The organism is Allobosea sp. P2_B12 (assembly GCF_056404835.1).
The window spans coordinates 59,697-82,854 of the sequence record NZ_JBFUDG010000013.1; the positions used below are offsets into that span (position 1 = coordinate 59,697).

22 protein-coding genes and 1 pseudogene are annotated in these 23,158 nt (G+C 66.1%); 12 read left to right on the forward strand and 11 right to left on the reverse strand.

The genetic code is table 11. The features are described from left to right. The first annotated feature begins 171 nt into the window (after nt 1-171). From surE to AC1DYU_RS22990, 3 genes are all read left to right on the forward strand, one after another. Complete coding sequence (surE, locus tag AC1DYU_RS22980; RefSeq protein ID WP_476793664.1) at nt 172-933, forward strand: 5'/3'-nucleotidase SurE; 762 nt, start codon at nt 172-174, stop codon at nt 931-933. Between the two features lie 146 nt (nt 934-1,079). Further along, nucleotides 1,080-1,742 carry a protein-L-isoaspartate O-methyltransferase family protein gene (locus tag AC1DYU_RS22985; RefSeq protein WP_476793665.1) on the forward strand — a complete coding sequence of 221 codons (663 nt, stop codon included), beginning with the start codon at nt 1,080-1,082 and terminating at the stop codon, nt 1,740-1,742. A 365-nt stretch (nt 1,743-2,107) separates the two neighbouring features. Then, the gene (locus AC1DYU_RS22990) at nt 2,108-3,400 is read left to right on the forward strand and encodes a peptidoglycan DD-metalloendopeptidase family protein (RefSeq protein WP_476793666.1); all 1,293 of its coding nucleotides are present in this window, start codon (nt 2,108-2,110) and stop codon (nt 3,398-3,400) included. Nucleotides 3,401-3,663: 263 nt separating this feature from the next. Here AC1DYU_RS22990 and AC1DYU_RS22995 read toward each other — a convergent pair whose 3' ends face one another. Beyond that, nucleotides 3,664-4,557 carry an ATP-binding protein gene (locus AC1DYU_RS22995; RefSeq protein WP_476793667.1) on the reverse strand — a complete coding sequence of 298 codons (894 nt, stop codon included), beginning with the start codon at nt 4,555-4,557 and terminating at the stop codon, nt 3,664-3,666. Between the two features lie 320 nt (nt 4,558-4,877). Here AC1DYU_RS22995 and yajC point away from each other — a divergent pair, with 320 nt between their 5' ends. From yajC to AC1DYU_RS23020, 5 genes are all read left to right on the forward strand, one after another. Beyond that, nucleotides 4,878-5,153, forward strand: coding sequence for a preprotein translocase subunit YajC (yajC, locus tag AC1DYU_RS23000; RefSeq protein WP_054207969.1), 276 nt, complete (start codon nt 4,878-4,880; stop codon nt 5,151-5,153). 75 nt (nt 5,154-5,228) lie between these two features. Next, a complete protein-coding gene (gene secD, locus AC1DYU_RS23005; RefSeq protein ID WP_158487380.1) occupies nt 5,229-6,839 on the forward strand; it encodes a protein translocase subunit SecD in 1,611 nt (536 codons plus the stop codon). A gap of 30 nt (nt 6,840-6,869) precedes the next feature. After that, on the forward strand, nt 6,870-7,820 hold the full coding sequence (secF, locus tag AC1DYU_RS23010) for a protein translocase subunit SecF (RefSeq protein ID WP_476793668.1): 951 nt from the start codon (nt 6,870-6,872) through the stop codon (nt 7,818-7,820). Between the two features lie 22 nt (nt 7,821-7,842). After that, on the forward strand, nt 7,843-8,220 hold the full coding sequence (locus AC1DYU_RS23015; RefSeq protein WP_158487382.1) for an Mth938-like domain-containing protein: 378 nt from the start codon (nt 7,843-7,845) through the stop codon (nt 8,218-8,220). 130 nt (nt 8,221-8,350) lie between these two features. Then, nucleotides 8,351-9,244 (forward strand): phytoene/squalene synthase family protein, encoded by an 894-nt coding sequence (locus AC1DYU_RS23020; protein ID WP_476793718.1) that lies wholly within the window; start codon nt 8,351-8,353, stop codon nt 9,242-9,244. Between the two features lie 7 nt (nt 9,245-9,251). Here the strand turns inward: AC1DYU_RS23020 and trmFO are convergent, their stop codons facing one another. Both trmFO and AC1DYU_RS23030 read right to left on the reverse strand, forming a co-directional pair. Further along, a complete protein-coding gene (gene trmFO / locus AC1DYU_RS23025) occupies nt 9,252-10,664 on the reverse strand; it encodes a methylenetetrahydrofolate--tRNA-(uracil(54)-C(5))-methyltransferase (FADH(2)-oxidizing) TrmFO (protein WP_476793669.1) in 1,413 nt (470 codons plus the stop codon). A 162-nt stretch (nt 10,665-10,826) separates the two neighbouring features. Continuing rightward, nucleotides 10,827-10,982 carry a DUF1127 domain-containing protein gene (locus AC1DYU_RS23030; RefSeq protein WP_158487384.1) on the reverse strand — a complete coding sequence of 52 codons (156 nt, stop codon included), beginning with the start codon at nt 10,980-10,982 and terminating at the stop codon, nt 10,827-10,829. A 437-nt stretch (nt 10,983-11,419) separates the two neighbouring features. Between AC1DYU_RS23030 and AC1DYU_RS23035 the strand changes: the two genes are divergently transcribed. Next, on the forward strand, nt 11,420-11,554 hold the full coding sequence (locus AC1DYU_RS23035) for a hypothetical protein (RefSeq protein WP_476793670.1): 135 nt from the start codon (nt 11,420-11,422) through the stop codon (nt 11,552-11,554). Between the two features lie 76 nt (nt 11,555-11,630). On the opposite strand, the gene AC1DYU_RS23040 is transcribed toward AC1DYU_RS23035, so the two are convergent. Further along, nucleotides 11,631-11,957, reverse strand: coding sequence for a hypothetical protein (locus AC1DYU_RS23040; protein WP_476793671.1), 327 nt, complete (start codon nt 11,955-11,957; stop codon nt 11,631-11,633). Between the two features lie 784 nt (nt 11,958-12,741). Here AC1DYU_RS23040 and AC1DYU_RS23045 point away from each other — a divergent pair. Further along, nucleotides 12,742-13,077, forward strand: coding sequence for an endonuclease domain-containing protein (locus tag AC1DYU_RS23045; protein ID WP_476793672.1), 336 nt, complete (start codon nt 12,742-12,744; stop codon nt 13,075-13,077). Nucleotides 13,078-13,243: 166 nt separating this feature from the next. Here AC1DYU_RS23045 and AC1DYU_RS23050 read toward each other — a convergent pair whose 3' ends face one another. The 5 genes from AC1DYU_RS23050 to uvrA all read right to left on the reverse strand — a co-directional run bounded on the left by AC1DYU_RS23050 (nt 13,244) and on the right by uvrA (nt 19,419). After that, nucleotides 13,244-13,426, reverse strand: coding sequence for an SEC-C metal-binding domain-containing protein (locus AC1DYU_RS23050; RefSeq protein WP_476793673.1), 183 nt, complete (start codon nt 13,424-13,426; stop codon nt 13,244-13,246). Nucleotides 13,427-14,066: 640 nt separating this feature from the next. Continuing rightward, nucleotides 14,067-15,149 carry a DUF4917 family protein gene (locus AC1DYU_RS23055; RefSeq protein WP_476793674.1) on the reverse strand — a complete coding sequence of 361 codons (1,083 nt, stop codon included), beginning with the start codon at nt 15,147-15,149 and terminating at the stop codon, nt 14,067-14,069. Between the two features lie 198 nt (nt 15,150-15,347). Beyond that, nucleotides 15,348-15,515 (reverse strand): hypothetical protein, encoded by a 168-nt coding sequence (locus tag AC1DYU_RS23060; RefSeq protein WP_476793675.1) that lies wholly within the window; start codon nt 15,513-15,515, stop codon nt 15,348-15,350. 71 nt (nt 15,516-15,586) lie between these two features. Continuing rightward, on the reverse strand, nt 15,587-16,399 hold the full coding sequence (locus tag AC1DYU_RS23065) for an arylamine N-acetyltransferase family protein (RefSeq protein ID WP_476793676.1): 813 nt from the start codon (nt 16,397-16,399) through the stop codon (nt 15,587-15,589). After that, nucleotides 16,399-19,419, reverse strand: coding sequence for an excinuclease ABC subunit UvrA (gene uvrA / locus AC1DYU_RS23070; protein ID WP_476793677.1), 3,021 nt, complete (start codon nt 19,417-19,419; stop codon nt 16,399-16,401). Before uvrA ends, AC1DYU_RS23065 begins: the two co-directional genes overlap by 1 nt. Nucleotides 19,420-20,410: 991 nt before the next feature. Between uvrA and AC1DYU_RS23075 the strand changes: the two genes are divergently transcribed. Beyond that, nucleotides 20,411-21,013 carry a methyl-accepting chemotaxis protein gene (locus AC1DYU_RS23075; protein WP_476793719.1) on the forward strand — a complete coding sequence of 201 codons (603 nt, stop codon included), beginning with the start codon at nt 20,411-20,413 and terminating at the stop codon, nt 21,011-21,013. Beyond that, nucleotides 21,004-21,147: pseudogene (locus AC1DYU_RS23080) on the forward strand (IS5/IS1182 family transposase); the annotation flags it as partial. The gene AC1DYU_RS23075 and the pseudogene AC1DYU_RS23080, both read left to right, overlap by 10 nt. A 40-nt stretch (nt 21,148-21,187) precedes the next feature. Here AC1DYU_RS23080 and AC1DYU_RS23085 read toward each other — a convergent pair. Both AC1DYU_RS23085 and AC1DYU_RS23090 read right to left on the reverse strand, forming a co-directional pair. Next, a complete protein-coding gene (locus tag AC1DYU_RS23085) occupies nt 21,188-21,694 on the reverse strand; it encodes a cupin domain-containing protein (RefSeq protein WP_476793678.1) in 507 nt (168 codons plus the stop codon). Nucleotides 21,695-21,867: 173 nt separating this feature from the next. Continuing rightward, entirely contained in the window at nt 21,868-23,049 is a 1,182-nt protein-coding gene (locus tag AC1DYU_RS23090; RefSeq protein ID WP_476793679.1) for a pyridoxal-phosphate-dependent aminotransferase family protein, read from the reverse strand. Nucleotides 23,050-23,158 lie beyond the last annotated feature (109 nt).

Consider the following 23,158-nt stretch of genomic DNA (forward strand, 5'->3'; position numbering starts at 1 on the left):
GGCAGGGTGAGGGGTCGGTCCCTCGACCAACTTTCCGTAAGATGGCCGCCGTTAGCTCACGGCAATGGTGTCCAGGGGCCTACACCTCACCCCTGCCCCTCTCCTTACAGGAGAGGGGTTCCCCGCGCTCTTCGCCCAACGCCTTCGCGCTCCTTTGAAAGACTTCTGACCATGCGCATTCTCGTCACCAATGATGACGGCATCCATGCCGAGGGGCTTGGCGTGATGGAGCGCATCGCGGCGCAGTTGTCGGATGACGTCTGGGTCGTGGCGCCCGAGACCGACCAGTCGGGCGTGGCGCATTCGCTGTCCCTGTCGAACCCGCTGCGGCTGCGCCAGATCTCGGAGAAGCGTTTCGCCGTCACCGGCACGCCGACCGATTGCGTGATCATGGCGGCGCGCTCGATCATGATCGAGAACCGGCCCGATCTCGTGCTGTCGGGCGTCAATCGCGGCCAGAACGTCGCCGAGGACGTGACCTATTCGGGCACGATCGCCGCCGCGATGGAAGGCACGCTGCTGGGCATTCCCTCGATCGCGGTCAGCCAGGCCTATGGCCCGGGCGGGCGCGATAACATCCATTGGGATTGCGCGGAGCATCATGCACCGGGAATCATCCGGCGGCTGCTGGAGGAGGGCATCCCCAAGGACGTGCTGTTCAACCTGAACTTTCCTAATGTTCCGCCGGGCGAGGTCGAGGGCATCGCGGTGACCGTGCAGGGCCGGCGCGACCAGGAACTGCTGCAGTTGCAGCCCCGGCAGGACGGCCGCGGCAATCCGTATTTCTGGATCGCCTTCGCGCGCAGCAAAAGCGAACCGGCCAACGGCTCCGATCTGCGCGCGCTCGCCGAGAAGAAAATCTCGGTGACGCCGCTCGAACTCGACCTGACGCACGAGCCGACCCTGACGCGCTTTGCGCGCGTGTTCGCTTGAGCAGTTCCAAATGAACCCCTCAGCCCGCATCCTGAGGAGCGGCCTTCAGGCCGCGTCTCGAAGGATGTTCCAGCGCGCTCTGGAGCATCCTTCGAGACGCCGCTGCGCGGCTCCTCAGGATGAGGGCTGAGATGGCGGACAATGATATGAGCGACGAAGCGCCGGCCAGCGAGGGCGAGCGGACCGTCGCCTTCCTGCTGTCGCTGCGGGCGCAGGGCGTGCGCGACCTCACCGTGCTGCGCGCCATGGAGAAGGTTGCCCGCGAACGCTTCGCACCGTCGCGCTTTGCCGATCTGGCGCGGCAGGACGTCTCGGTGCCGCTGCCCTGCGGCCAGACCATGACCGCGCCGCACACCGTCGCGGCGCTGCTGACCGCGCTCGATATGCAGCCTGCCGCCCGCGTGCTCGAGGTCGGCACCGGTTCGGGCTATGTCGCAGCGCTGCTGGCGGCGATGGGCGGCGAGGTGGTCTCGCTCGAGCGCTACCGCACGCTGGCGCTGGCTGCGCATGAGCGCGTCGCGGGCAGCGGCTATGGCGAACTGGTGGATCTGCGCCATGCCGACGGCTTCCAGACCGACCGCACGCTGGGCCGGTTCGACCGCATCCTCGTCAATGGCGTCACCCATGCCATCCCCGAATCATTGATGATGCGACTGTCGCCGGGCGGGCGCCTGGTCGGGGCGCTGCGCGTCGAAGGCGCGGCGCGGCGCGTGGTGGTGACGCGGCTGGCTGATGGCGGCTTCGACCACGCGATGGGGCCCGTCGTGCGCCTGCCGCCGCTGGTGCCGGGGCTGGCGCGGGCGCTCTAGACGACGGATCGAATTTCGCTGTCATCCCGGACAAGCCGCGAAGCGGCGCCGATCCGGGATCTATCGTAGAGCTCCGGAGCCCTCCGATGGATCCCGGGTCAAGCCCGGGATGACGCGGTGTTTCCGAGCCAGGACTGCATTCGCCATCCCAGCTCGCGATGACCTGCGAAAAAGCAAACGTGACGGAGCGGCGCGAAACGCTTTCGTAACCTGAACGGGGCTTTAATGCTGGCTATCGAGTTGCGTTGTTCGCGAGTGCCAGTTCCATGCGTAGCCAAGCCGGATCGGTCAAGTTCAGCCTCGTCCTTCGCGCGTCGACGGCGTGCCTCCTGGCGTTGGGCGTCAGTGCCTGCTCGTCGGAGACGATGCGCTTCACTGACACGCCCTTTGCCAGTCCGTTCAAGAGTGCCCAGGCGCCGGCCCCGGCGCGCGATCCGGCGACCACCGGCTCGATCGGCCGCTCTGCCAACACCCCGATCTATTCGACGCCCGCGCCTGCCATGAGCGCGGTGCGCTCCCAGCCTTTGCCGCCGCCGCAATCGGCCGTCGCGCTGCGCAGCGCAGCGCCCCAGGCGGTCGCCGGAAACGCCTCCGGTTGGAGCGCCCAGGGCGGCACGCCGATCGTGGTTGCCCAGGGCGAGACGCTCGACATGATCTCGTCGCGCTACGGCGTCCCGCGTGCGGCGCTGATCTCGGCCAACGGGCTTTCGGGCTCGACCATCGCGCCGGGCTCGCGCCTGACGATTCCGGTCTACAGCGCTGCCGGCGCCGCGCCGGCCCCGCGGCAGCAGGTTGCCCAGGCGGCCAGCGAGACGCGCTCCGATGCGTCGCGCTTCGTCACCGGGCCCGCGCCCTCAGCCTCGCTCGCGCCGATCCGTCCGGCCGCGCCGGTGCGGGATATCCGCGCCGCTGCGCCTGCTGACACCAAGGCCGCGGCTGCCCAGTCGAAAGCGGCCGCTGCCGCCGAGGCCAAGGCCAAAGCTGACGCCGATGCCCTGGCGATGCGCGAATCGCGCGCCCGTTTTGCAGCCGAGGCCAAGGCCAAGGCCGCCGCCAAGGCGTCCGCGCCTGTCGCCGCCGTCAAGCCGGTTGCCGTCGCCAAGCCGGTCGTGGAGAAGCCCGTCGTCGCCGAGGCCAAGCCGGTCCGCGCTCCCGCGCCCGAGAAGCCCAAGCCGGTCGTCGTCGCCAGCGCTCCCGCGACCGAGCCGAAGATCACAGCCGTTCCCAAGTCCGAGCCCGAGCCTGCTTCGACCACCGCCAGCCTGGCGAAGCCGGAAGAGGCCGGTGAGAAGGCCGATTTCCGCTGGCCGGCCCGTGGCCGCGTCATCGCCGGCTTCAGTGGCCGGGGCGGCAATGAGGGCATCAACATCGCCGTGCCGGAAGGCACCCCGATCAAGGCGGCCGAGGGCGGCACCGTCGCCTATGCCGGCAACGAATTGAAGGGCTACGGCAATCTCGTGCTGATCCGCCACCCGAACGGCTATGTCTCGGCCTACGCCCATGCCGGCGAGCTCAACGTCAAGCGCGGCGAGACGGTCAAGCGCGGCCAGGTCGTCGCCAAATCCGGCCAGACCGGCAATGTCTCCTCGCCGCAGCTTCACTTTGAACTGCGCAAGGGCTCATCGCCGGTCGATCCGACGCCTTACCTCAACAACTGATTTTGTCCCGGTTTCCCTTCGACCGGTCTCCGCGAGACCCCACCGGTCGGAACAAGGCGGGGCGGTCCCAGGAAAGGCCGCCCCGTCATTCTTTGCCTGAGCGGCGTCATGGTCGGGCTTGACCCGACCATCTCCTATTTGCGCTCCCCGTCATGCTCGGCCTTGTGCCGAGCATCCACGTCTTGGGCATAGGTCTCGTCGCAGGAAGACGGGGATGGTCGGGACAAGCCCGACCATGACGAAGATGGTCCGTTCGTGCCCGCTCACCCCTCCAGCGGCTTCCCCAGGCGGCCCGCGAGATCCTGGATATACTGCCAGGCGGTGCGGCCGGAGCGGGAGCCGCGCGTCGTCGCCCATTCCAGCGCCTCGTGGCGCAGCGTCTCGGGCGCGATCGCCAGCGCGAAATGGCCGACATAGCCGTCGATCATCGCGAGATACTCGTCCTGGCTGCATTTGTGGAACCCGAGCCAGAGGCCGAAGCGGTCCGACAGCGAGACCTTCTCCTCGATCGCCTCGCCGGGATTGATCGCGGTCGAACGCTCATTGTCCATCATGTCGCGCGGCATCAGATGGCGGCGGTTTGAGGTGGCGTAGAACACGACATTGCCGGGCCGGCCCTCGACGCCGCCGTCGAGCGCGGCCTTGAGCGACTTGTAGGAGGTGTCTTCGCCGTCGAAGGAAAGATCGTCGCAGAAGACGATGGCGCGGTGCGCGTCGGGGCGCAGCAGCCCCATCAGCGCCGGCAGGCTCTCGATGTCCTCGCGGTGGATCTCGATCAGCTTGAGGGGCCGGATTCCTGACTGCGAACCTTCGCCTGCGAGACGCCGGTTGGTGTCGGCATGGACCGACTTGACCAGCGACGACTTGCCCATGCCGCGCGCGCCCCACAGCAGCACATTGTTGGCCGGCAGGCCTCGGGCGAAGCGCTCGGTGTTCTCGGCCAGCGTGTCGCGGACGCGGTCGACTCCGCGCAGCAGCGAGAGCGCGACGCGGTTGACCTTGGCGACGGGGGCCAACTCCGAGCCGGCCGGATGCCAGACGAAGGCGTCAGCCAGCGTCAGATCGGCGGGCTTGCGGGCCGGCGGCGCGATCCGCTCCAGCGCGTCGGCGATGCGCAGCAAGGTGGCGAGCGTCTGGTCGGTGGCGAGGTCGGTCATGAGGCAGGCTTTCGAAATGTCGTTCCGCAACCGTACCCGGCGTTACGGTGGATGGAAACGGTAAAGCGCGCCGCTCCCGGAAGTGCAAGGCCATTGCGCGAATAGCCGCAAGCCCATAGGTGAGGAGCGCGGTCGGGGCGACCCTGCCCATCCGATTGATTTACCGGCGTCGCTGGCTATAGTCCGCGCGATTTTTAAGCCTGTGCCGAAGTTTGCCGCGCCCCGCGGCCGGTGGTGCGTTTGCGCCGCTGCGATGAAGGAGCCCTTTCGTGATCACCCCCGCTTTTGCCCAAGCCGCTGGCGCCGGTGGCTCCACAGACATGCTGATGTCGCTGGTGCCGTTCGTCCTGATCTTCGTGATCATGTGGTTCCTGATCATTCGGCCGCAGCAGAAGCGGGTGAAGTCGCATCAGGAACTGCTGAAGAATGTGCGGCGCGGCGACACGGTGGTCACGGCCGGTGGCATTGTCGCCAAGGTCTCCAAGGTCATCGACGATGCCGAGGTCGAGGTGGAAATCGCCGAAGGTGTCCGTGTCCGTTTGGTCAAGGGCATGATCACCGACGTTCGCACCAAGAGCGAGCCGGTCAAGAGCTAACCAGCCCCCGGCGGGGTAAAATCAGGTTCCGGCTCCTCGACGGGCCGGCGCACGACAACAAGGCTGTTTCCGCAGATGCTCCGTTTCCAGACCCGCAAGGTCATCGTCGTCCTGCTCGTGCTGCTCTTCGGCTGCGGCTTTGCGCTGCCGAACCTGTTCTCGCCCGAGACGCGCAAGGCGATCGAGACCGGAGCTCCCTCCTGGATCCCGCGCATCCTGCTGCCGATCCATGCGGTCGTGCTCGGCCTCGATCTGCAGGGCGGCTCGCATGTGCTGCTCGAGATCGACCGTGCCGATCTGGTGCGCAGCCAGGTGACGCAGTTGCGCGACGATGTCCGCCGCATCCTGCGCGACGAGCGCATCAGCTTCCAGGGCGGCATCGGCATGACGGCGCGCGGCGTCAGCGTGCGCGTGCCCGAGGCGGCCGACCGGGCGAAGCTCCTGCCGAAGCTGCGCGAACTGTCCCAGCCGGTCGGAACTCTGGGTGCCTTCGGGCCTTCGGGTAACAACACCATCGACATCGTCGAGCAGCCCGACGGGCTGATCCAGCTTTCGGTGTCGGAAGGCGGCGCCAATGAACGCGTCCGCCGCGCCGTCGAGCAGGCGATGGAGGTGCTGCGCCGCCGCGTCGATGCACTCGGCACGACGGAGCCCAACATCCAGCGCCAGGGCCTCGACCGCATCCTTGTCCAGGTGCCGGGCCTGCAGGACCCGCAGCGGCTGAAGGATATCCTCGGCCAGACCGCCAAGCTCCAGTTCCGCATGGTCGCCGAGAGCCAGGCCGGCGATGTCGACATGCTGCCGTCCAACGATGCCGGCGGCCAGCCTGTTCCGGTCGAGCGGCGCGTGATCGTCGAGGGCGCCGACCTGATCGATGCGCAACCCGCCTTCGATTCGCGGACGTCGCAGCCGATCGTGAACTTCCGCTTCAACATTCGCGGCGCTCAGCGCTTCGGCCAGGCGACGACGGAAAACCTCGGCCGGCCGCTCGCCATCGTGCTCGACAACCGGGTGATCTCGTCGCCGGTCATCCAGTCGCCGATCACTGGCGGCTCGGGCCAGATCTCGGGCAACTTCACAGTCGAATCGGTCAACAACCTCGCCATCCTGCTGCGCGCTGGCGCGCTGCCGGCGAAGATGACGATCGTTGAGGAACGGACCGTCGGTCCCGGTCTCGGCGCCGATTCGATCCAGGCCGGCAAGCTTGCGACCCTGATCGCGACCGTGCTGGTGATCATCTACATGATCGGGACCTATGGCGTGTTCGGGCTGATCGCCTCGATCGCGCTGCTCGTGCATGTCTGCCTGATCTTCGGCCTGATGTCGGTTCTGGGCGCGACGATGACGCTGCCGGGCATCGCTGGCATCGTCCTGACCATCGGCACGGCGGTCGATTCCAACGTGCTGATCTATGAGCGCATGCGCGAGGAATCGCATCAGGGACGCTCGCTCGTCTCGGCGCTGGAAGCCGGCTTCCAGCGTGCCTTTGCCACCATCATCGACTCCAACGTCACCATGCTGATCGCGGCGCTGGCGCTGTTTGCGCTCGGCTCGGGCCCGGTTCGCGGCTTCGCGGTCGTCTTCATCCTGGGCATCCTGACCACCGTCATCACGGCGGTGACGCTGACCCGAATGCTGATCGCGCTGTGGTATCGCTGGGCACGCCCCAAAGCCCTGCCGTTCTGACGCAAGCCCACTGTTCAAGGAGACCGGCACATGCGTCTGCTTCGCATCGTTCCCGATGGTACGACTTTCAAGATCGTTCGCTTCCGGCGCTTCAGCTATCCGTTTTCGGCAGCCTATTCGCTGCTGGTCCTCGCGCTGTTCCTGACGGTGGGCCTGAATTTCGGCATCGACTTCCGCGGCGGTACGCTGATCGAGATGCAGTCCAAGGCTGGCAAGCCCGAGATCGCCTCGGTGCGGCAGGCTGCCAACGGGCTCGGCTTCGGCGAGGCCGAGGTGCAGGAGTTCGGCTCCGGCGGCGAGATCTCGATGCGTTTCGCGCTCCAGCCGGGCGGCGAAGTCGCGCAGCAGCAGGTCGTCGTCAAGGCGCGCGACGCGTTCGCCTCGACCTATGACTTCCGCCGGGTCGAGACGGTCGGCCCGCGCGTCTCCGGCGAACTGGTCCAGGCCGGTACGCTCGGCGTCGTGCTCGCGATCGTCGGCGTGCTGATCTATCTCTGGTTCCGCTTCGAGATGCCGCTCGCCATCGGCGCGATCCTCGGCACACTGCACGATATCGTGCTGACGATGGGCTTCTTCCTGATCACCCAGCTCGAATTCAACCTGACCTCGATCGCCGCGATCCTGACCATCGTCGGCTATTCGCTGAACGAGACGGTCGTGGTGTTCGACCGCACGCGCGAATTGCTGCGGCGCTACAAGACCATGCCGGTCGCCGACCTGCTCGACCTCTCGGTCAATTCGACGCTGTCACGCACGGCGATCACCTCGACCACGACGGTGCTCGCGCTGATCGCGCTCGTGCTCTTCGGCGGCTCGGCGATCGAGGGCTTCGCGCTGGTCATGCTGTTCGGCGTCGTGGTCTGCACCTATTCGGCGATGTTCATCTCGACGCCGGTGCTGCTCTACATGGACGTGCGCAGCACCGCAGCGCGCGAGGACGCGCTGGAAAAGGCGACCGCTTCCGGCAAGGCCAAGGCCTGACGCGCGACGCTGGCCTTCCGGCATGCCCCGCTTCGACGGCTTCGTTCCCGGCCGGCACCAGCTCGACGCTTTCGGCGGCGGCGGCTTCCGCTTCGCCGGCATGGGCCATCGCGGCTCGGTGCTGGCGACGCCGGCCGGCATCCGGATCTGGCCGGTGACGCGCTTTTCCGAGATCACGCCCGAGACGCTCCAGCCGGTGCTCGACGAGGCCGAGGCGATCGATTTCCTGCTGATCGGCACGGGAACCGATATCGTCTTCATCCCGCAAACCTGGCGCAGCCTGCTGGCCGAGCGCGGCATCACCGTCGAGGGCATGGCGACGGGAGCGGCGGCACGGACCTACAATGTGCTGGTCGGCGAGGACCGTCGCGTCGCGGCGGCGCTGATCGCGGTGGATTAGCACGTCCTTTCAGGCCGCCTCGTGCCAAATCGCGCCTGCCATGTCCGAGAGGCGTAGCCATCCGCGGCCGGCTCGTCCTACACTGCCGCGATCGTGGCCAGGAACGCAGGCTCCGGATCGAGGCAGGATGATGCCGCAGACAACCGAGACCGACCGCCGCAGCGAGACGACGCCCTCTGCGTTGCCGCAGGCCTATGCGCATTGCACGGCGCTGGTGCGAGAGCACGATCATGACCGCTACATCGCCTGCCTCTACGCCCCCGAATCGCAGCGGCCGGCGCTGTTTGCGCTCTATGCCTTCAGCCATGAGATCGCCCGCGTGCGCGGCCTCGTCAGCGAGCCGCTGCCGGGCGAGGTCCGTTTGCAATGGTGGCGCGACCTGCTCGAAGGCGAGGCGAGCGGCGAGGCGCAGGCGCATCCGGTCGCGGCAGCTCTGCTCGACGCCATCGCGCGCTACCGCCTGCCGATCGCGCCGCTGACCGGGCTGATCGAGGCGCGGGTCTTCGATCTCTATGACGATCCGATGCCGTCGCTGCGGGATCTGGAGGGCTATGCCGGCGAGACATCGAGCGCGCTGATCCGGCTCGCCTCGATCATCCTCGCCAATGGCCGCGATCCCGGTGGCGCGGCGGCCGCGGGCTATGCCGGCGTCGCCTATGCGCTGACAGGGCTGATGCGCGCCTTCCCCTGGCATGCAGCCGAGGGGCAGGTTTATCTGCCCGCCGACATCCTCGCCCGCAACGGCGTCACCCGCGACGACATCGTGCGCGGGCGCGGCGGGCCGGGTGTTTTGTATTCGCTGAAGGAACTGCGCGAGATCGCGCGCGCGCATCTGAAGAAGCTGCGGGACCTGCGCGGCACGGTGCCGAGCGCGGTGATGCCGGCCTTTTTGCCGACGGCGCTGGTCGAGCCCTATTTGAAACGGATGGAGCGCGGCGGCTACGACCCCTACCGCACGATCATCACGCTACCGGCCTGGCAGCGGCAATGGCTGATCTGGCGCGCGGCGCGGGCGGCGAGGTAGACCGCTCTCACTCCGCTGCCTGCGCCACGCCCCCGGCCCAGGCATCCATCTCCGTCTTGGCGCGGGCGGTAAGGGCATGCTTGCGGGCGACGCTCTTGGCCGGTCCCTTCAGCTTCTTGCCGTCTGGACCATGGGTCTGCTGGCCCTCGATATGCGGGAACAGCCCGAAATTGATGTTCATCGGCTGGAAGGAGCGCGGCCCCTCGTCGATCGTGACGATGTGCCCGCCGGTGATGTGGTTGACCAGCGCGCCGAGCGCCGTCGTCGCGGGCGGAAGCTCCAGCTCCCGGCCAAGACGTTCGGCGGCGGCCATGCGCCCGGCGAGCAGGCCGATCGCGGCGCTCTCGACATAGCCCTCGCAGCCGGTGATCTGGCCGGCGAAGCGCAGGCGCGGATCGGCTTTCAGCCGAAGCCGCTCGTCGAGCAGCTTCGGCGAGTTCAGATAGGTGTTGCGGTGGATGCCGCCGAGCCTTGCGAACTCCGCGTTCTGCAGGCCCGGAATCATCCGGAAGATCGCGGCCTGCTCGCCATATTTCAGCTTGGTCTGGAAGCCGGTCATGTTGAACAGCGTGCCCAGAGCATTGTCCTGCCTTAGCTGGACCACGGCATAGGCCTTGACCGTCGGATTATGCTTGTTGGTCAGGCCGACCGGTTTCATCGGCCCCCAGCGCAGGGTCTCGCGACCGCGCTCGGCCATGACCTCGATCGGCAGGCAGCCGTCGAAATAGGGCGTGCCCTCCCACTCCTTGAACTCGGTCTTCTCGGCCGCCAGCAGCGCGTCGATGAAGCCCTCGTACTGCTCACGGTCGAGCGGGCAGTTGATGTAGTCGGCGCCCGTGCCGCCCGGCCCGACCTTGTCGTAGCGCGACTGGAACCAGGCCTGGTCCATATCGACCGAGTCGAAATGGACGATCGGCGCGATCGCGTCGAAGAAGGCGAGCGAATCCTCGCCGGTCAGCGACTGGATGCCGGCTGCGAGCGCGGGCGAGGTGAGGGGGCCGGTTGCGATGATGACCTTGTCCCACGCCGCCGGGGGCAGGCCGGCGATCTCGGCGCGGTCGATCGTGACCAGCGGATGGGCTTCGAGCGCCGCCGTCACCCCTTGCGAGAAGCCGTCGCGATCGACCGCGAGCGCGCCGCCGGCCGGGACCTGATGCGCGTCGCCCTTGGCCATGATCAGCGAGCCCAGCCGCCGCATCTCCCAATGCAGCTGGCCGACCGCATTGTTCAGCGAATCGTCCGAGCGGAAGGAGTTCGAGCAGACCAGTTCCGCCAGGCCTTCGGTCTGGTGCGCTTCGGTTGCGCGCACCGGGCGCATTTCGTGCAGCACGACCGGGACGCCGGCCTCCGCGACCTGCCAGGCGGCTTCCGAGCCGGCGAGCCCGCCGCCGATGATGTGAATGGGTTCCATGCCCGGCATGTGTCCGCAGCCGGCCGGAAGGTCAAGGGATACAGGGCCCTGAAATGCAAAATGCCCGCCGGGGGGCGGGCATTCGCTCTTCAACCGATTTTCGCGGGGGAGGGACCGCGAAGCCGGGAGACACTAGGCGTTGTCGGCCCCGCCGAGCGGAGCGCGACGCCTTCAGACGGCAGCGTGGCTGCGCGCGACGAAGGCGATCTCCGAGCGCGACAGGCCGAGATCGTCGAGCTCGCGGTCGGTCAGACGGGAAAGCTCGCGAACGGTCTCGCGATAGCGCAGATAGGAGCGGATCTTGGCGGCGATCATGGTGACGAACATAACGAGGGTCCTACTAGGTTTCCGGAGCGGGTCGGTGCCCACAGCGATGAATTCGTTGTGCAGTGCATATAAGTGAGCCAGTGCGCCCCAAACAGAGGCATGACGTCAGTTCTGTTATGCAATCAACGCATGAACCATTCTCAAATCCTTCATTTTCGCCGAGTCGCACGCGCTGAGCGGTTAACGGATCGGTAAGATTTGAGCGTTTCCTGCCCATTCCCTGGGCAATTTATGCTGCAACTGCGAAATGGGCGCGTCCCTGCCACCGCGATGGGCGGTTTCGAGCGCCTGCCGGCCGCGATTGCGGGCCGGCAGAGGGCTTTTGCCGGCCGTAGCGGCGCGTCCGGAAACGTTCACCATATTCGCAGTTCCGCAGGCGGCCGGGGCGGGTCATCGATTCGCGCCCCTGTTGCCGCACCGATGACGGCGTCCCCTGAATGTCCGGCACGATCGCCGGGATGATCCGCATCAACGCGCGGGTCATCCCGGGCGGAGCGCAGCGAAGACCCGGGATCCATGCCGGAACGCTGATCCGAGAAGTTCAGGCATGGATCCCGGATCGGCGCCGCTGACGCGGCTTGTCCGGGATGACGGTGCGGGAATGACGACGGGTGGACAGCCCCCACATCATTGCCCCGGCCTCAGCGTTCAGCCGCCGTCCCGGGCGATCTCGTCGTCGATGCGGGCCTGCGCCCGGCTCATCGCCTCCTGCGGGGTGAGCCCGGCGCTGCCGTTTTCGATGGCGTAGCGTGCAAAGCGGCGATCTTCGTCGGGCATCGCCTGCATGAAGGCATAGAGGCAGGTCGCGTCGTCGCGCCGGCAGCTCTTGGCCCGCTGGCAGGCCTTGTTCTCGCAGTGGCGCCAGACCTCCAGCAGATTGCCCATGCGATGCAGGACCTGCTTGCGCACCTGCTGGATGCGGTGGAACTGGGCGATGTGCTCGGCGCTGAAGGGCGATTTTTCGGTCTTGGCCATGGCGGGCTCCTGTGTGGGGCGCGCGGCCCGCCTCCATTTCAGCCGGGCACGCGCTGACGATCCGCCCGCGCGGGCGCGCGGCGGGGACAAGCAGGGGCTGGCGGAGCGCCGCGAGGCGCGAGAGTAGAGATCCGCATCCGTTGAGCCAGGACGCGGCGCGGCGGGGTTGAGCCACCCGTCGCACGCCCCGTGGCGCTCCGCCTCCGGCGATTTCGGACCTCGGGCCGCGCTTATAGGGAGAGGCTTGGCCTGCCTTGCCGTCCTGCAGCCTCAACGCCCCATGGGGTGCGCCACACCGCGGTGTCGGACCTGACCGCTTCCGCCGTCCCGTCCAGCGAGCTCCTCGCACAGGGACCGTAGTGTCCCCAGGGCGGTGCCCCGAAGCCTCCCGGGAGTGGATCGTAACTCCACCCGCAGGCGCCGACCCTCACCCAACCTCCAGCATACCTCCGGACGGCCGCCCCGTTTGGGTGATGGGCGAGGGGAGTATGGGGTGGGCGGGAAGGGGCGGGGATAAGTTTCGGTTGGGAGCCTCGACGCTTCTTTCCTTCTCCCGGATGGGAGAAGGTGGCCCGGAGGGCCGGATGAGGGCCCGCCGTTGCAGCAAGAAGGCGCCACGGCTCCGTCGCACCCTGACGATCGGCGGCGGTCCCTCACCCCTGCCCCTCTCACTGATCGCGGGCCTGCCCGAGATCAGCACCCAGAGTGTCGAAGTCGGGTAGACCCGACTTCGATGCGGGAGAGGGGTTCCCCGCGGCCTTCCGCGATGGCAGCATCCTGACGCATGACCACCGAGCAGCGCAGCTTCGCCAGGCGGCTTCGGCGACAGGCCACCGAGCCTGAGGACATCATCTGGGAGTTGCTGCGCAAGCGCCGTCTCGACGGCCTCAAGTTCCGCCGGCAGGTGCCGCTGCTGGCCTACACGGTCGATTTTCTCTGCATTGACCGCAAGCTCATCGTCGAGATCGACGGTCGGCAGCATGGCTGGGAGCGCGACTACGACGCTGCCCGGACGCAGGAGATCGAGCAGTTCGGTTTCACGGTGTTGCGCTTCACCAACGCGCAGGTGCTGGATGACCGCGACGCGGTCGTGGCAGCAATCCGCCGCGCCGCGGCGTAAAGCCCAACGCCTCTTTCCTTCTCCCGGATGGGAGAAGGTGGCCCGGAGGGCCGGATGAGGGCCTGCCGTTGCAGCAAGAAGGCGCAACGGCTCCGTTGTGTTCAACAGCCAGCGGCGGGCCCTCACCCCTGCCCCTCTCCCATCCGGGAGAGGGGTTCCCCGCGCTTTACCGGGGAGGGGAGGCATCACTCCCTGAAAGTAGTCGTCCCGGTCGGAACCATCGAACTGGCCGCCCGGCATGCAGCACTTTTTGAAATCTGCGCCCGGAGCCGCAGACGCAGAGATCGTTACGGCCGAGCTTTTCGTGCAGTTCCACGTCGCCATGAACGACGCGGACGCCGCGTTTCACGCGCGTCTCGGATGGATAGGATTTGCGACGCTTGCTCGTGACCTCAAAAGGACGGCTGGTCGGTGACGTCGTGCTTGTTCCTGGTCATGACACCCTCCATGGAGCGCTTACGGGGCGGCTTCCTAACGCGCGAAGGGCGCTGCCGGCAAGGCGGTCTCGACGCCTCTATCCTTCTCCCGGATGGGAGAAGGTGGCCCGGAGGGCCGGATGAGGGCCTGCCGTTGCCGGGGGAGGGCGCAGCGGCTCCGTTGTTTTTAGCGCCCAGCGGCGGTCCCTCACCCCTGCCCCTCTCCCATCCGGGAGAGGGGTTCCCCGCACTTGGTCCTGCGAGGGCGGGGCCCCGAACCTCGCGGAAGGCGAGGGAACCGTGATGCCTCTTTCCTTCTCCCGGATGGGAGAAGGTGGCGCGGAGCGCCGGATGAGGGCCTGCCGTTGCAATAGAGGGCTCAAGCGGCGCCGGTGCGCTTTAATGATCGGCGGCAGTCCCTCACCCCTGCCACCCATCCGGGAGAGGGAGGCACCGCGTCTAATTCAAGCCGCCTGCAGGCGCCGCCCCACTTCTGGTATAGCTCCGGACGGTCGCGGCGGTTTGGGTGATGGTGATGATAAAGGGAACAGTAATATTTAAACTAAAAATGAGTTAGCCCCATATCTTTGCTGACGCGGCATCATAAAAATCTGCTTTCAATGCAGGATATTCACGAGGCCGTAAACTTGAAATATAATCGACATTATTTCGTATTTGAAGATTTTCCTTGCTCGAAGGGTCTCCATATAAGCTAACAAAAAGATGGGTTATCTTTCCGTAGCCAATCATGTTCAAGACATGAGCGTCGTTCGCGTGGAAAGAGTGACCGTAGACAAATAGCGCCGTTCCGTCGCGCGCCTTGCTGGTGCAAATTCCGGAGAAGCTTTTAAAATTGTGATGTAAGTAAGCACTATGTTGAATCTTGGAGCGCTTGCTGTTGCTGTCGCCTTCCGCAACGAAAAGCGGAAAAAGGTTGTTTCTAAGTGCCTCGTTGGCCTGATCGACCAACGCTCTCCCGGTGTTTACCCATGTATATTTTTGAAGTTGGTGTCCTGCGTCGAATAGGTGCAGCGCCCCATGAAGATAGTGAATGTTTTGGCCGTGAGCCGCTCCCTCGCCCTGCCATTCAACATAGGGCGCTTCATAGTCGTCATGATCTTTGCGAAATCCATCATCGTGCTTGAGAGCTATTCTCGCAAGAACATCTTCTTCCTCGTGCATTAGAGCCCAATAGAGCAAGATGTCATAGTTCATAGTGTAGATTTTGCCTGTAGCGCCCTCGGAGACGAAATTTGCAAGAAAGGATCGGCAAGCGGCATAGCGATCGTCGGCGATCTCATTAGGGCGTGCAGGATGACGTCCAGCGACAGCTTGGATCAGATCGACCTTCAATTTCTCAGAATCCGATAACAATAGCTTCTTGGTAGCGACAAACTTGGGGCGATAAACGCTCACAATAGCCGCCGCGTTCTGAAGCGCGCGGATTACCTCTTCAAAATCTTGGGTTCCCATGGCGTCGAAAATGGCGGCGAGTTCCGCCGACATTGTCTTTCTCGCCTCTTCAAATAGAGAGAGATAGGAAAAAATGTCGCGTTTGCAGGCAATGCTGAAGCCGTTTCCCAGCAAAAGATGCCGTTTGCCATACGCCGATGCAGCCTTGAAAGCGGCATCAAAACTCAAAAGCTCGAATTTCATGGTTTTCCCCCAGAACGATGATGCGTTAACGCAGATGCATGTCAACGCAGCGGGGGCGCTCTTCTCGTGGAAGGGCTGAATGAAATCGATGTATCGCCAACGCGGTGTTGTAATCGGCTGAGGCGATCAGGTGGGTAAACTTGGGTCGTGGGCTAGCTCGGCATGGCCGCCTGATAGGAGGCGCCGCTATGCTAGTGACTACTCCGCCGCCTGCCTAACCCCCTTCGCCCCCTTGATCGGCCGACGCGCCAGCACCTCCTTGAGGAAGCGCGCGGTATGCCCCTTGCCCGCGCGCACGATCTCCTCCGGCGTGCCCTCCGCCACCACCACGCCGCCGCCAGCGACGGGGATTGCGTTGCCGACCAAAGCGGCGCGAGGCCGCAGCGCGGGGTTGTTATCGAGGCGTGTTGGCTGCCACCGACGACGCAAGGGCGGCTTCAGTCGCCTATCGCGCCTGCGGCCTTCGCCCACTGCGCGTCGCTCACCTCGATTCCAAAACGGTCCGCCAGCACGCTGCGCAGGGCCGTGTCGTTCGCGATCTCCTCGACCTGCGAGGCGGCGCCGAGCCGGTGCTCGGTCAGGCGGCGGTTCAGCAGGGTCAGCCGGCCCTGCGGCAGGATGCGGGCGACGCGCAGCGTGGTGGTGAAGGCCGCGTCCGGGTGCGTCGCGACATAGTGGTTGGCGACCTCCTCGTCGATCCGCCAGGTCGGATGCAGGGTGAAGCGGTAGAGCAGGCGCCAGTCGCCGGCGACCTTGGCACGCAGCCACCAGTCCTCGCCGGTCCGGTCGAGCCGGTAGGGCTCGTGCGGGGTCGCCTGTTCGAGGTCGGCGACGAGCCGGACCGGGCCGGTCAGCGTCATGCCGCCGAAGCCGACATCGGCAATCAGATCCTCGCCTTCGCAGGTCACGTGCAGCAGCTTGTGGGTCTGCGCGACCTGCGCATCCTCCGGCTGACCCATCAGCACGCGCGCGGCGAGCGGCGTTACGTCGAAGCCGAAGGTTGCGAGCACTGCGTGGAACAGCGTGTTGTGCTCAAAACAATAGCCGCCGCGGCGGGAGCGCACGAGCTTTTCCACGACATTAGCGAGGTCGATCCGTACCGGCAGGCCGGCGAGCGGGTTCAGGTTCTCGAATGGAATCGCCTGGGGATGGAGCAGGTGCAGCGCATCGAGCACGGCGCGCGTCGGCGCGACCGGGCCGTCATAGCCGATGCAAGCGAGATAGGCGGCGAGGTCGATGGGGGAGAGCATTACTCCGCCGCCTCCGCCTGCCTCGCCTTCACCCCCTTGATCGGCCGCCGCGCCAGCACCTCCTTGAGGAAGCGCGCGGTGTGGCCCTTGCCGGCGCGGACGATCTCTTCCGGCGTTCCTTCAGCCACGACCATGCCGCCCCCGTCGCCGCCTTCGGGGCCCATGTCGATGACCCAGTCGGCGGTCTTGACCACTTCGAGGTTGTGCTCGATCACCACGACGGAATTGCCCTGCTCGACCAGCTCGTGCAGCACCTCCATCAGCTTGGCGACGTCGTGGAAATGCAGGCCGGTGGTCGGCTCGTCCAGGATGTACAGGGTGCGGCCGGTGGCGCGCTTGGAGAGCTCCTTGGAGAGCTTGACGCGCTGGGCCTCGCCGCCTGACAGCGTCGTCGCCTGCTGGCCGACCTTGACGTAGTTCAGGCCGACTCGCGCGAGCGTCTCCATCTTGTCGCGGATCGAGGGCACCGCCTTGAACAGGTCCCTGGCCTCCTCGACCGACATGTCGAGCACGTCGGCGATCGAGTGGTCGCGGTATTTCACCTCCAGCGTCTCGCGGTCGTAGCGGCGGCCCTTGCAGACGTCGCAGGTGACGTAGACATCCGGCAGGAAGTGCATCTCGATCTTGATGACGCCGTCGCCCTGGCAGGCCTCGCAGCGGCCGCCCTTGACGTTGAAGGAGAAGCGCCCGGCCTGGTAGCCGCGCGCCTTGGCCTCGGGCAGGCCGGCGAACCATTCGCGGATCGGCGTGAAGGCGCCGGTATAGGTCGCCGGATTCGAGCGCGGCGTGCGGCCGATCGGCGACTGGTCGATGTCGATGACCTTGTCGAGCAGCTCCATGCCCTCGATGCGCTCATGCGGGGCCGGGTGCTCGATCGAGCCGTTGAGCTTGCGCGCCACGGCCCTGTAGAGCGTGTCGATGACCAGCGTCGACTTGCCGCCGCCGGAGACGCCGGTGATGCAGGTGAACAGCCCCAGCGGGATGTCGACCGTGACATCCTTGAGGTTGTTGCCGCGTGCGCCGACGATCTTGAGCGAGCGGCCCTTCTGGGCCTTGCGGCGGCGGACCGGCACCGCGACCGACATCTCGCCGGTGAGGTATTTGCCGGTGAGGGAGGCCGGGTTGTCGAGGATCTGCTGCGGCGTGCCCTGGGCGACGATCTCGCCGCCATGGATGCCGGCGCCGGGGCCGACATCGACGACATAATCGGCGGTGAGGATCGCATCCTCGTCATGCTCGACGACGATGACGGTGTTGCCGAGGTCGCGGAGACGACGCAGCGTGCCGAGCAGGCGCTCATTGTCGCGCTGGTGCAGGCCGATCGAGGGCTCGTCCAGCACATAGAGCACGCCGGTGAGGCCCGAGCCGATCTGCGAGGCCAGCCGGATGCGCTGGCTCTCGCCGCCCGAGAGCGTGCCCGAGGCGCGGGCCAGCGTCAGATATTCCAGTCCGACATCGAGCAGGAAGGTCAGCCGGTCGCGGATCTCCTTGAGGATGCGCGGGGCGATCTCGTTCTGCTTCTTCGACAGGCGCGCGGGGAGGCGTGAGACCCATTCCAGCGCGTCCTTGACCGACAGCCGCGAGATCTCGCCGATATGGCGCATGTCGAGCTTGACCGCGAGCGCCTCGGGCTTGAGGCGATAGCCCTCGCAGGCCTTGCACGGCGTCTCCGACATGAAGCGGCCGATCTCCTCGCGGGCCCAGTCCGACTCCGTCTCCTTCCAGCGCCGCTCCATATTGGTGATGACGCCCTCGAAGGGCTTCCTCACCTCATAAGCGCGCAGGCCGTCATTATAGGCCATGCGGACGGGATCGGTGCCGGTGCCGAACAGGATGGCGATCCTGGCGTTGTCGGGAAGCTCGGCCCAGGGCTTCGTCATCGAGAAGCCGAAATGCTTCGACAGCGATTCCAGCGTCTGGCCGTAATAGGGCGAGGTCGACTTGGCCCAGGGCGCGATCGCGCCCTTCTTCAGGGTCAGGCTCGAATCCGGCACGATCATGTCCGGGTCGATGCGCATCTCGTGGCCGAGACCGTCGCAGGCCGGGCAGGCGCCGAAGGGGTTGTTGAACGAGAACAGGCGCGGCTCGATCTCGGGGATGGTGAAGCCGGAGACCGGGCAGGCGAATTTCGAGGAGAAGATGATGCGTTTGGCCTCGCCGTTCTCCTCCTTCTCGTCGGCATATTCGAAGACGGCGATGCCGTCGGTCAGCTCGAGCGCCTGCTCCAGCGAGTCGGAGAGGCGGGCGCCGAGATCGGGCCTGATCACAATGCGATCGACGACGACGTCGATGTCATGCTTGAACTTCTTGTCGAGCGTCGGCGCGTCGGAAATCTCGACGAACTCGCCATTGACCTTGACGCGCTGGAAGCCGCGCTTGAGCCAGTCCGCCATCTCCTTGCGGAACTCGCCCTTGCGGCCGCGCACCACCGGCGCGAGCAGGTATCCGCGCGTCTTCTCCGGCAGCTCGGTCAGCCGGTCGACCATCTGCTGCACGGTCTGGCTCTCGATCGGCAGGCCGGTCGCGGGCGAATAGGGGATGCCGGCGCGCGCCCAGAGCAGGCGCATATAGTCGTGGATCTCGGTGACCGTACCGACGGTGGAGCGCGGGTTCTTCGAAGTGGTCTTCTGCTCGATCGAGATCGCCGGCGAGAGCCCGTCGATCTGGTCGACATCGGGCTTCGACATCATCTCGAGGAACTGGCGGGCATAGGCCGAGAGCGACTCGACATAGCGGCGCTGGCCCTCGGCATAGATCGTGTCGAAGGCGAGCGAGGACTTGCCGGAGCCCGACAGCCCGGTGAAGACGACGAGCTTGTCGCGGGGAATCGCGAGATCGACGTTCTTGAGATTGTGCTCGCGGGCGCCGCGCACCGAGATGACGCGCGAATCCGTCTTGCGCGCCTCGTCGAACAGCGCCTCCAGCGAGGCGGCCTGGTCGGCGAGCGAGGTCTTGTTGCCGCCAACAGAGGTCTTGCCACCAGCAGAGGTCTTGCTGTCGGGCGAGGGTTTGCGAGCCATGGGGCCGTCCGGTCAGGGATGAAGCGTAGAGATAGGGCAAAAGCCGGGCCATGCCAGCCCCGGCTTGGGTTGGCCGGCATGTCTATCACGCAGTGTGGCTGACAGGAGCGGCTTCCACTGACAGCTCCTGTCAGGAGCGCCGCTTCATCTGCCAGCATCGCTGCCGCCGCGATCCGTAACGCCGCGTTAAGGGAAACCGCCGCCTAGTCGCGGTCCCGGCCTCCAACCGTCTGGCCGTCCTATGACAACCCTCGTCGAAATCGTCAGATGCGAGATCGAAAAGCGCCTGCCGGTTTTCGGGCTCGATGACAAGACTCGATCGCTCCTCCGCTGGCTGAAGCCCGTCGTCGAGGAGAATATCGAGCGGCTGTGCTACGTCGATTACCGACGGGCTCTGATCGTCCATGCCGACAAGACGGGGGATATCTCTGCCAGAATGGACGAAATGGTTGCCTGTGCTTCGCGCCATTTCTGCGTGTTGTTTGCTGCGAATTTCGACGAGGACTACGTCGCCTCGGTCGTCCGGTTCCGCAATATCGAGATTGCGTCGTCGCTTGGCGCCCGGTCGCGCCTGTCGATAGCAATGCGCCTGCTCGAGCCGATCTCGCTGGCGCTGGCGCGGAAAAACCGGTTCTCGCCGAGAAAATTGGCGCGCGACATGGAGATCGTCGGGCGGGTTTTCACGCTGGATATCAATACCACCATCGCGCTGGAGCAGCTGAAGCTCTCCCATGACGGCACCGCGCGACAAATCCGCCTCGCCGACGGCGCCGCCGATTTCCAGTCGAAAATGAAGCAGCTGAATCAGGCCGTCTACGATTCATCCGACCGCTTTCTCAAAAGCGCCGACCAGGCCTCGCAGATCAGCGCGGCCGCGGCTCACGAAACCGCCGAGGTCAGTTCGGCAGCGCGCCGGACCCGGGAAAGCGCGGCCGTGACCGCCTCGGCCACGGAACAGCTCTCGATGGCCGCCGCGGAGATCGGCAGCACGATGGAGCGGCACCGGGATACGGCTGTGCGTGGCGTCGCGGATGCGCTCAGGCTCTCCGACAATGTCGAAAGCCTCGGCGCCGTCGCAAACCAGATCGGCTCCGTCATCGGCCTGATCGCGGCCATTGCGACGCAAACCAATCTCCTGGCGCTCAATGCGGCGATCGAGGCGGCGCGTGCGGGCCCGGCAGGTCGCGGCTTTGCGGTAATCGCCGGCGAGGTGAAGGCCCTGGCCGGCCAAACGGAACTGGCGACCAGGGAGATCTCCGCCCAGATCACGGCGCTGCAGGCGATCGCAAACGGGTCCATCGTCGGGGTCAGGTCGATCTCCGAAACCATTCGCGAGATGGAGACGGAAATGAGGTCGATCTCGGAACTGGCTTCAAAGCAGAGCGCGGCCACGGCGCTGATTTATGGCGACGCGGCCGAGGTCTCGATGATCGCGGAAGGGACCATGACAAGCGCCGGGATTGTCCAGAACGCGGTCGGCATCCTGCATGAGACGACCGGGCAGGCGCGCGATCTGGCCCAGCAACTCCGATCGACCTCCGTCGAGCTCGACAGCGATATCGGGGATTTCGTCGGCTGGCTGGCCGTCACCTAGTCGAGCGCTTCTTCTCCAGGTTGAAGCAATTCCGCTGCGTCGCTACCCGCTACGACAAGCTCGCCGCCAACGTCCTCGCCATGGTCCAACGCGCTTCAATGCGGCTCTGGCTCCGTGCTTATGAGTCTACGGCCACGGCTCGATGCGGATCCGCTGTCGGCCGCAGCGCCAGCATCAAGCTGCGATGCCGCCCTGCGTCGCCGAAGTCCCGCGCAGCATGTTGCGCAGGCGGTAGGCCAGGACGACGGGTGTCGGGAAGCGCTTGCGGCAGAAGGCGATCTTGCGGAGATAGGTATCGATGCGCCAGGTCGCCCAGGTGCCGCCGGCGAAATAGCCGATATCCCCGGCGCGCAGCGTGCGCTGCGTCCCGTCCTCGGCGGTGACATGAACCTCGCCCTCGAGGATGACGACGGTTTCGTCCCAATCGAAGAACCAGCGGAATTCGCCGGCCGTGCACTCCCAGACCGCGGTGCTGGCGGTGTCGTCGCCGCTGCGGGAATGCAGCGCGACGCGCGCCTTCGGCGTGCCGGCAATGATCCAGGACGGCTCGATCGGCGCGTCCTCCATTCCGAGGTCGCCGGGCGCGTGCGCGACGAGCGGGCTCTGCTTGACCGGCTTCATGTCGGGCATCTGCCGGAGCATCATGGCAGCCGCCGTCGCAATCATCATCTTCAAGGCCATCGGCACCCCCTATAGTCGGCCAAGCCATAGAGGATGTTCGCGAACATAGGCCTTCGGCGACGCCTCGCATTCGAATGAAGGCGTCGAGTAATTCTTCACGATGGGCAGGCTCGACGATGGGGCAGGCTCGGCCCGGCGGATGGTTGCAGCCCATCCGGCCCGGCCGGTTCGCCTCAGGCCGTCGCCGCGCTCAGGGCGGCCACGGCTGCAGCCACGCCGCCTGAACCATGCGGCACGCTCTTGGCCTGCAGCGCGATTTCCACGGCGCCGAGCGTTCCCAGCAGCGTCGCCGCGCTGAAATGGCCCATATGGGCGATGCGGAAGGCCTTGCCGGTATAGTCGCCGATGCCCAACCCGAGCGAGACGCCGCAGATGTCGCGGGTGAAATCGGTGATCGTGGCGGCGTCGAAGCCCTCGACCAGGATCGTGGTGACCGAAGGCGAACGCTGCGCCGGCTCCGGCACGCTGAAGCTCAGCACCTGCCCGGTCTGCCAGGTTTCGATGGCGGCATGGGTGGCGCGGGCGAGGATGGCGTGGCGCTGCCAGATCGCCTCCAGCCCTTCCTCGAAGATCATGTCGAAGGCGGCGCGCAGGCCAAAGAGCAGATGCTCCGGCGCCGTGCCGCAATGCTTCATATAGGCGAGCGTGTTCATGCGGCCGGTCCAGTCCCAGTAGCCGGTGCGCATGTCGGCAAGAGCATGGGCCGCCATGGCTCTGGGGCCGGCGGCGACCACGGCGAGGCCCGGAGAGGACATCAGCCCCTTCTGCGAGGCCGACATGGCGACGTCGATGCGCCATTCGTCCATCTCGAAGGGCATGCAGCCGACCGAGGCGACGCCGTCGACCATGAACAGGGCAGGGTGGTTGGCGGCATCGATCGCCCGGCGGATCGCGGGAATGTCGTTGACGACGCCGGAGGCGGTGTCGACCTGCACCACCATCACGGCCTTGATCATGTGGCCGGTGTCGGCGCGAAGCCTCGCCTCGACCGCGGCCGGATCGACGGCGGCGCGCCAGCTGCCCGTGAGAACCTCGGTGTCGGCCCCCATGAAGCGCGCCATCTCGCCCCAGCCGATGGCGAAGCGGCCGCTCGCCAGCACCAGGACCTTGTCGCCGCGCGAGAGCACGTTGCTCAGTGCCGCCTCCCAGCCGCCATGGCCGTTGGCGGCGTAGACGAAGGTCTCGCCTTGCGTGCGGAAGATGCGCTTGAGATCGGCCAGGATCGACTCGGTCAGCCCGATGATCGACTGCGAGGAGAGCTCCTCCGCCGGGCGCATCATCGCCTGCATCACGCGGTCGGGAATATTGGTCGGCCCTGGCATGGCCAGGATCGGCCGGCCGTTTGCGATGCTCATCGGGGTGGAATCCTTTATCGGCCGCGCGATTGTCGCTCACGGGGCTGGCCCGAGGCCTTAGCGACAGATCAGGGGCTCAAGCAAGGCTTCCGGGGCTGTTTGGTCATGA

Coding starts and splice junctions, on each gene's coding strand:
- AC1DYU_RS22995 (WP_476793667.1), bottom strand. CDS start 4,557: ATGACCGACCTCGCCACCGACCAGACGCTCGCCACCTTGCTGCGCATC.
- AC1DYU_RS23075 (WP_476793719.1), top strand. CDS start 20,411: ATGGAGCGGCACCGGGATACGGCTGTGCGTGGCGTCGCGGATGCGCTC.
- AC1DYU_RS23035 (WP_476793670.1), top strand. CDS start 11,420: ATGTCCGGCACGATCGCCGGGATGATCCGCATCAACGCGCGGGTCATC.
- surE (WP_476793664.1), top strand. CDS start 172: ATGCGCATTCTCGTCACCAATGATGACGGCATCCATGCCGAGGGGCTT.
- secD (WP_158487380.1), top strand. CDS start 5,229: ATGCTCCGTTTCCAGACCCGCAAGGTCATCGTCGTCCTGCTCGTGCTG.
- AC1DYU_RS23030 (WP_158487384.1), bottom strand. CDS start 10,982: ATGTTCGTCACCATGATCGCCGCCAAGATCCGCTCCTATCTGCGCTAT.
- AC1DYU_RS23045 (WP_476793672.1), top strand. CDS start 12,742: ATGACCACCGAGCAGCGCAGCTTCGCCAGGCGGCTTCGGCGACAGGCC.
- trmFO (WP_476793669.1), bottom strand. CDS start 10,664: ATGCCGGGCATGGAACCCATTCACATCATCGGCGGCGGGCTCGCCGGC.
- yajC (WP_054207969.1), top strand. CDS start 4,878: ATGCTGATGTCGCTGGTGCCGTTCGTCCTGATCTTCGTGATCATGTGG.
- AC1DYU_RS23065 (WP_476793676.1), bottom strand. CDS start 16,399: ATGCTCTCCCCCATCGACCTCGCCGCCTATCTCGCTTGCATCGGCTAT.
- secF (WP_476793668.1), top strand. CDS start 6,870: ATGCGTCTGCTTCGCATCGTTCCCGATGGTACGACTTTCAAGATCGTT.
- AC1DYU_RS23020 (WP_476793718.1), top strand. CDS start 8,351: ATGCCGCAGACAACCGAGACCGACCGCCGCAGCGAGACGACGCCCTCT.
- AC1DYU_RS23090 (WP_476793679.1), bottom strand. CDS start 23,049: ATGAGCATCGCAAACGGCCGGCCGATCCTGGCCATGCCAGGGCCGACC.
- AC1DYU_RS23040 (WP_476793671.1), bottom strand. CDS start 11,957: ATGGCCAAGACCGAAAAATCGCCCTTCAGCGCCGAGCACATCGCCCAG.
- uvrA (WP_476793677.1), bottom strand. CDS start 19,419: ATGGCTCGCAAACCCTCGCCCGACAGCAAGACCTCTGCTGGTGGCAAG.
- AC1DYU_RS23085 (WP_476793678.1), bottom strand. CDS start 21,694: ATGGCCTTGAAGATGATGATTGCGACGGCGGCTGCCATGATGCTCCGG.
- AC1DYU_RS23015 (WP_158487382.1), top strand. CDS start 7,843: ATGCCCCGCTTCGACGGCTTCGTTCCCGGCCGGCACCAGCTCGACGCT.
- AC1DYU_RS23055 (WP_476793674.1), bottom strand. CDS start 15,149: ATGAAATTCGAGCTTTTGAGTTTTGATGCCGCTTTCAAGGCTGCATCG.
- AC1DYU_RS22985 (WP_476793665.1), top strand. CDS start 1,080: ATGAGCGACGAAGCGCCGGCCAGCGAGGGCGAGCGGACCGTCGCCTTC.
- AC1DYU_RS22990 (WP_476793666.1), top strand. CDS start 2,108: ATGCGCTTCACTGACACGCCCTTTGCCAGTCCGTTCAAGAGTGCCCAG.